This window comes from Halomicronema sp. CCY15110 (assembly GCF_016888165.1).
Lineage (GTDB): Bacteria > Cyanobacteriota > Cyanobacteriia > Phormidesmidales > Phormidesmidaceae > Halomicronema.
Genome location: NZ_JACSWC010000185.1, coordinates 1 through 7,457 on the forward strand (window position 1 = coordinate 1; position 7,457 = coordinate 7,457).

Here is a 7,457-nt window from a genome sequence, read left to right on the forward strand (position 1 = left end):
CGTCATCACCGTGAGGGCCTGCTGGTAGGCGGTGATCGCCTGCTCGATATTCGCCGCTTTGTCCCCCCGGATGCGGTTACGGTAGGCGTTTGCCAGATTCATCATGGTAGTGGCCCACTCGACGGGCATCGCCGTTTGCGTCCTCACCGTGAGGGCCTGCTGGTAGGCGGTGATCGCCTGCTCGATATTCTGGGCGCGATTACCCAGGGGATTTTGGGCCAAACTATTGCCCAGATTTCCCTGAAGTGCCGCCCAAAGCTCCTTGTTGCCCTGGTGAGACACTAGGGTTAGTGCCTGACGGCACAGTTCCACCCGCCGCCCCATCTGCCGGATATCTTGCACAGGCTGCGACAGTTCTTGCAAAATCTGCTGCAAATCGCCGGTATTTCCAGAACTTGGAGCACTTTCACTGACCCTGGACCCCATGGCTGCCATTATTGCCGCCCGCAACTCTGGCCGACTCTGCAATAGCTTTTCTAAGTCCTCTGGCGAGTTTAGGTCTACCCCACTCTGAGCGAGTTCCATCAGCAGTTCTTTTAGGGGGGCTGGCAGCTCCTCTAAAGGGTTGGTGGGAGGTGTCGGCTGGGGTGCTGTTGTGGTCGCGGCCACCGGCAACCCCGATTCCAGCACCTGGATCAACTGCGGCCGGGGCACTCCCGTCAGACCTGGCTCCAGCCAATCGTCTTGCCACGCTGCCCCCAACCCCTGCCGCAGCCGCAGGATCAATGCCTGGGCCTGAGCCTGGTCTTCCTCTCGGCTCGTCTGCTCCGCTGGGGAAAAGAGCAACGACGGCGTTTGCCCTGGTCGGTAAATTAATAGGGGCCGATCCAAAGTGGCGGCGACCCGCCCACAGTCGGGGCAAACCATCCGGTGCAGTTTACCCCGCTGAATTCGCTTTAGCAGGTCGGGACGTTCTACCCCGTCCACAATTTGCCAGCACTGCGCCGCAAACTCTGTTCGGCAGCTTGGGCAGCTTAAAGAGACCGACTCGGCGTAGGAATACCCCATTACGATACTCAACTTTACGACTGGTAGAGGAGCGTTGGCCCACGGCAAGAAGACATATCGTTGCTTATGCGGCCAATGCCTTGCTTCTACAGTGCCCAAAACCTCGATTTCGCATACGGTGTACCCGGACATCCAGGTTTGTGGAGATTGGCATCAATAAGCCGAGCCATACCCATTAACTAACAATTGGCTAAGTCAGTCTCGGTTTAAGGTTTTCGCCGCCGCACCAGACGATGCCCCCGCAACTCTGCGCCATGCTCGGCTAAACACTGCTCCCAACCTTGACGGTCAAAGATGGCTTTCGGGTCTTCCAGTAAACCCCACTTGCGCTCTTGTTGGCTGAGCTTAGCGAACTTGGCATAGCCCGGATAATCCTCGGTGATGAGCTGATTTTTTTGATGCAGCAGGGGCGGGTTGTCCAGGTCGTAGTCGCGGTAGCGAACGTGGAGATCACGGAGGCCAATCGTCATGCTGGTGTGCAGTGCCGGGTGCGGCTCCTGGTCAAAGCCGGGATAGAACAGATAGGTGATCTGCGGCTTCTGGACGTGGAACTTCACCGCCGTCGCTGTTTCCGGGCGGCCAATGGTGCGGGAGGCGCAGCCTTCGTAGAGGCGCAGCAGGGGGTCGAGTTGATCCAGGGCGGAGACATGCACCCACAGGGAATTGGGTCGCTGCTGCCCAATCGCACTCTGGCGACATCGTTCTGCCATCAGCTCTGTGCGCCCTAAGCTCATCAGCATCAGGTCAGCAGCGGTGCAGGCTTGCTGATAGCTGCCGAAGAGGGCTTTGATATCGGTGCGAATGGTGGGGGAGAGATCTTTGAACTTGGGTCGTTTGCCGAAGTGGCTGAGGGCGAGGTATACCAGCAGATCATGGCGGCGTTTGTCGGCGATGGCGTCCCATTCCCCGGCATCGGTGGCTTGCAGGATGACTTTGAAGGCTCGCTTGATGCTGCCAAACGTCTTCGGTAAGGGCGCACAGCCATGCGCCCCTACATCGGTGGTGATTTCTTCGGGGGTAGGAAGGCGACCGCGATCGGTGTAGAAGTCCATCAGCGGTTGCAGCAGTTCGCGGTATTCCTCAAATTTGTTGACCTTGAGGCGAATGCGGGGCGCGGTGGCGCGGGAGCGGAAGCGAGAGGCGCGGAAGCCTTCGGCCTGGGCTTCATCACGGAAGACGAAATAGATCCCCAAGGCAACCGGAATCGAGTCAACGCCTAAAACTTGGTCGATGTAGGACTTCAGTTCTTCCTGCTCGTAGTATTTCTGGAAGGTGTTGCGGCTGGTGATGATGCCGTCGCCGTAGGCAATGACACCACGGGTACGGTCATCAATTAAAACTTGAGCCGCGACAATCAGCACCTTCTGAGCCAATCCCCAGGCATTAATCAGCGCTTCCCGACGCTCGGCAGTATCTTCGATGACGTTGATGATGTAACCCAGGTTGACCACGTCGGCTGGGGTCTGGAGCACATCGGGCTGAAAGTGCGGATCCCAGCCAGAACTGTTTAGCCCCAGTCGCTTGATGTACTCGATGTCGGCCCCGTGACCACAACCGTAGTCGAAGTAGGTGGTGTCGGGCGGAAAGAGATCCGCTTCGACGGCGAGGCGGACGGGTTTGGAGGCAGTGACGCGGGCGATCGCGGCTTTGTGGCGCTGAATCTTGGGTTTCGCTTGAGTGGGCTTTGCCCCGGTTTGAATGGGGCAGGCGAGGGCGTGGTCGTGGATGACGAGGGTGCGATCGCGCAGCCGCTGTTCCCAGGCATTACGGAGACCAATGCCCCGCGAGTCTTCTAGTAGCCCCAGAACTTCCTCTTGCTTCGTCAGCCACGCAAAGGTGTTGTAGTGGGGATAGTCGCGAGTGACAAAGGTTTCCTTGCGATGTAACACCGGAGGATTATCGGTCGTGCTGTAGTCCCGTTCTCCAGCTTTCAGCGTCTTGAGATTGACCTGAATGCTACTTTGCAGGGCAGGGTGTGCCTCTGTGTCGAAGTCGGGATAAAACAGATAAACAATCTGAGGTTTGTTGAAGCTGAACTTAACAATCGTTGCGGTTTCAACTTGAGAGGATACCTTTCTAGCTAGCTGCTCTAGCTCTTGGAGGTCAGACTCTAGCTGAGATAGTGCCGAGGCATGAACATACAGGGCATCCGGCAGGAGCTTACCAACCCGGCTACGTTTGCAAAGCTGGATAGTACTGATCTCAGTTATTGAAATCCCAGGCATTCTGAGGGCAAAGCTGCTTAAACAAATTTATGAGAGCCATCTTACCGAGAACTCCCAAAAATGTTCTGTAGATTGGTAGCCAAGATCAATTCCAAGTATAGGGTCTAATTTAAGTTGATTTAACCTCAGCCACTCCACATATAGTGTTGAACCTTGTAATATGGCGGCTACATCGGTCACTCCTTGGGCTGGGTTTCTCAACAGTTAGTTACATGACCGATTGCATTGAGAGCTTATACTCAGATAATTTAGTACACGGGTTCTATAGTCGGCACTATGGCAAGACAGACAACACTCGATATCGATGAGGTGACAACGTCTAAGTTGACGGTGTTTGCTCGTCATGAAACCTTTCATCCGCGCTTTGGTTGGTTGAAGAAAGGCTTCGATCGTGCCGCCGAGAACCCTAAGGTTTTCCTCGAAGATAATGCACCTGTCCGTCTGGGAGTCGGCAAGAATATGGTGCGTTCGATCCGATATTGGTGCAACGCCTTTGAGCTGCTGGAAGGCGATGGGCCGACCCAATTTGGAGAAGCGCTGCTGAGCAATGCAGGATGGGATTCCTATTTGGAAGATCCGGCTTCCCTGTGGCTGTTGCACTGGCAACTGCTCCAGCAGCCTTGCCACGCGACGGCTTGGCACTTTACCTTCAATCACTTCCACAAGGTCGAGTTTACTTACGAAGACCTGTACTACGCACTCTGCGAGTACCGCGATCGCGAAGCCACTCGCATTGCTGATTCCTCGATCAAAAAAGACGTGAGCTGCATTCTGAGGATGTATGCCGGGCAAAATGCTAAAGCATCTTTAAGTGAAGATGCCTTAGAGTGTCCTTTCACTGATTTGCGGCTCATTCAGACCGCTGGAGATAAGCGCCACTACGCTTTTCGTATCGGCCCCAAACAGAACCTGCCGGCTGAAATCATTGTTTATGCTGCACTGATTTTTGCTGAAGGTGCATCTAAGACAGCCCGAACCATTTCTATCGCGAATTTGTTGTATGACATCGGCAGCCCTGGACTGATTTTCAAGCTGAATGAGTCAGCCCTTTGTGATGCGATTGAGCGGGTTAAACATCCTTTCAAGGAGCTGAGCATTGACGATGCTGCGGGCAAACTCCAGTTCACATTTAGGACAGAGCACCCGAGTGAGCTAGCAAAGCAGGTTTTGGCCAGCTACTACGATGACCAGCAAGGGGAAGCGAGATGACTGAGAGAGCACTTTCGACCTATTTCAGCCTGAATCGTCGCTACTACCGCTCGGTCAACCTGGTGCGGGATTTAGACAAACCTGACTCCGTTCAAGGTTATGTGCCCACTGAGCGGTCTGTTGATGCCCTGCGCCGCATCCTGGGGGCGCTGGGAAATCCCAATGCCCATCGAGCTTGGACGATTACTGGGGTTTACGGAACGGGTAAATCAGCCTTTTCCCATTATTTGCTATCGCTTTGCGCTGATGAAAAGAACTCGGTCAGAGCTGAGGCGTATGAGATTGCCCAAGGCTCGTTTCCTGTCGAGAGTGCCGAGTTGGAGGCGATCAACGTCCACATTCCGGCAAAAGGGCTGCTGCGGGCTGCTACGACAGGACAAAGAGAGCCGTTGAGTTGGAGCATCGCCAGGGCTCTGATCACTGCGGCAGAAAGGTTTTGGCATAAAAAGAAAAAGCCGGACTTTTGGCCATTATTGACCGATTGGGAAGTTGAGCTGGATACACGGCACCCCCAGATTAGCCATCAAGAGTTACTTAACCTCCTGAAAGCGATGGTGACTGCGGCTCAAACTCCTATGTTGCTGGTGGTGGATGAGTTGGGTAAGGCGTTGGAGTACGCCGCTCATAACCAGGGGGTGCAGGATTTGTATCTGCTGCAGCAAATTGCTGAACTGGATATTAAAGGGGACCATCAGGTCTATTTCTTGGGCTTGCTGCACCAATCCTTTGCGGGGTACAGCGAGCGCCTAGCTGCCGTTGAGCAGAGCGAGTGGACCAAGATTCAAGGACGGTTTGAGGACATTCCCTTTGCGGAATCCCCAAGCCAGATGACGCGGTTGATTGGTCGGGCCATTGACTCCTCTCAGGCCGACCCAATTCTCTATGCCGTTCATCAGGGCGCAACTCGCTGGTTCGAGGCGTTAGCCCCTGTCTTAACGGAAAATGACATCGCTGATGATGTGCTGGCGAAAGCCTACCCTTTGCATCCCATCACTGCACTGGTGCTGCCATTGCTCTGTACTCGGTATGCCCAGAACGATCGCTCCTTGTTTACGTTCCTCACCAGCGAGGAGCCCTATGGCCTACAAGAATTTATGGCCACGGCCCAGGTGGAGGGCGAAAAGGTTCCTACACTTAAGCTCTACCAGCTCTATGACTACTTTGTAGAGTCGGTGACGGGGCTATCGTCTCGCATCAACCTACAGCGCTGGGTAGAGATTCAAGGATTAATCGAGGATGCCCGCGATCGCGCTCCCGAAACGATTCAGATCCTCAAAACCATCGGTATTCTAAATCTGATTACGACAACGGGCTCTCTTCGAGCAACACCTCAATTGGTTGCTTTTGCTTTGTGCGACTCCCCGGATGATGATGATCTGGAGAACTGGCTGAAAGCAATTCAAGAGCTACAGCACCGTAGCTTGATTACCTATCGAAGTCAGCTCCAGGAGCTACGCATTTGGCAAGGCTCGGACTTTAGTATTGAAGCAGCAATTTATGAATTAATTGAGCAAGAACGTGCACCCATTGCTGACCTCCTATCCCAAGCGTATCCGCTTCAGCAGGTGGTACCCCAACGGCACTACACCACAACTGGTACTCTGCGTTACTTCGAGCAGCGCTATGGCGACAGCCGTTTAGACCTCGATAAGTTGACCTGTAGCTCTGGGGAGTATGACGGGCTCATTCTGTACTGGCTTGATCGGACAGAGCTAAAATCGGTTCCAGATAAGACGCTCGATGGCAAACCGTTGGTGATCGTCGAGGTCGCAAAACTAGACGTACTGGCAACCAGGGCTCAAGAGTTTCAGGTTCTCAAAAAAATCTGGAAAACCGCCCCTGAACTGCAAAATGACGGGGTGGCTCGGCGCGAGGTCAAGCAGCGGTTAACCGATGCGGAACGGTTGCTGGATGAAACCGTGCGTCAAACCTTTGATTGGGCCAATAGCCAAAACCGATGCTGGATTGAGGGCACGCTCCGGCGCATGCCGAATGCTCGGACTTTTCAATCGGCGTTATCGGAGGTCTGCGATCGCACTTATCCTCAGACCCCGATTCTGGATAATGAACTTATTAATCGTCGGGTACTAACCTCCCAAGGCGCAAAGGCCCGACGAGAACTGATCGAAGCCATGCTCGAACGAGCCGATCAAGTGGCTGCTTGATTAAGCACCTGCAACTGCCCTTAAAAAAGCAATATTGGCGTCTTGTCTAGCTTTGATAGCATCGTGACATTCTTCAAAGAACTCCGTAGCTTCTTCGATAGTTTCTAAACTGTGCGAGGCATAAAGCTCTGAAAGAGCTTTTGTTGAAACGCCTAGCAAAAGCTTTTCTAACAACTGGTAGCATCTGTAGTCAGCCTCATTCCTCTGCTCTAATGCAGTAAAGACCTTGATCTGTGATTCGGGGTTTTCAAGGCTGGGAATTAAAGGGTATTTTTGACACTTCGACATTTTGCGCTTCTTCCAGATTGCAACAGGTAGTTTCAAAGGTTCCAGTAGTCTGCCGATAAAGCCGTAGAAGCTGGCAGTTCATGCACCTGACAAGCCCATTTCGTTAACCGAATCGCGATTGTATCTCGGACATCAGTGTCGTAAATTTCTGGATAAACTTTAGCGACTTCAGCAAGTTTAGTCTTCAACAAGGATCGAACTTTTGGCAAGGATTGCCGACTCAAAGCTTTACGAATTTCTTGCATCGTTTTGGCAACTTCGGCATTGCCCTCTGAGTTATACATCGCCCAATCTTGGGGAATTGCGTCCATAAGTGCTCTTAAATCTATCCCGGGTGGGGCATACAAAATCGTATAGCTTCTGTTTGGCTTTGACCGCCTGAGAAGACGCAGGCATTCTTCTGCATCCGAACGACGACGGAAACGGTTGACAACGGCATTTTGCAGACCTGGCAGGCAACAAACAATCACCCAAACCTGTAAAGCATATTAGACGACAATGAGCCTGTCGGCTGACGACAACTAGAGAGGCGGATTTATTGATTTCGTCATCTGGATCCAAA

At 53.1% G+C, this 7,457-nt stretch carries 6 protein-coding genes; 2 read left to right on the plus strand and 4 right to left on the minus strand.

All coding sequences use genetic code 11. The features are described from left to right. Both JUK32_RS05535 and JUK32_RS05540 read right to left on the minus strand, forming a co-directional pair. Window positions 1-1,008: CpXC domain-containing protein (locus tag JUK32_RS05535; protein ID WP_204137855.1), on the minus strand; the 1,008-nt coding region annotated here is incomplete at its 3' end. A gap of 206 nt (window positions 1,009-1,214) precedes the next feature. Further along, window positions 1,215-3,233: a DNA phosphorothioation-associated putative methyltransferase gene (locus JUK32_RS05540; RefSeq protein WP_204137856.1), complete on the minus strand. Its 2,019-nt coding sequence runs from the start codon at window positions 3,231-3,233 to the stop codon at window positions 1,215-1,217. 276 nt (window positions 3,234-3,509) lie between these two features. Between JUK32_RS05540 and JUK32_RS05545 the strand changes: the two genes are divergently transcribed. Both JUK32_RS05545 and JUK32_RS05550 read left to right on the plus strand, forming a co-directional pair. Beyond that, on the plus strand, window positions 3,510-4,442 hold the full coding sequence (locus JUK32_RS05545) for a DUF4007 family protein (protein WP_204137857.1): 933 nt from the start codon (window positions 3,510-3,512) through the stop codon (window positions 4,440-4,442). Next, window positions 4,439-6,607 carry a hypothetical protein gene (locus tag JUK32_RS05550; protein WP_204137858.1) on the plus strand — a complete coding sequence of 723 codons (2,169 nt, stop codon included), beginning with the start codon at window positions 4,439-4,441 and terminating at the stop codon, window positions 6,605-6,607. Before JUK32_RS05545 ends, JUK32_RS05550 begins: the two co-directional genes overlap by 4 nt. Here the strand turns inward: JUK32_RS05550 and JUK32_RS05555 are convergent, their stop codons facing one another. Further along, a complete protein-coding gene (locus tag JUK32_RS05555; protein WP_204137859.1) occupies window positions 6,608-6,931 on the minus strand; it encodes a hypothetical protein in 324 nt (107 codons plus the stop codon). Beyond that, on the minus strand, window positions 6,928-7,206 hold the full coding sequence (locus JUK32_RS05560) for a hypothetical protein (RefSeq protein ID WP_204137860.1): 279 nt from the start codon (window positions 7,204-7,206) through the stop codon (window positions 6,928-6,930). Before JUK32_RS05560 ends, JUK32_RS05555 begins: the two co-directional genes overlap by 4 nt. Window positions 7,207-7,457 lie beyond the last annotated feature (251 nt).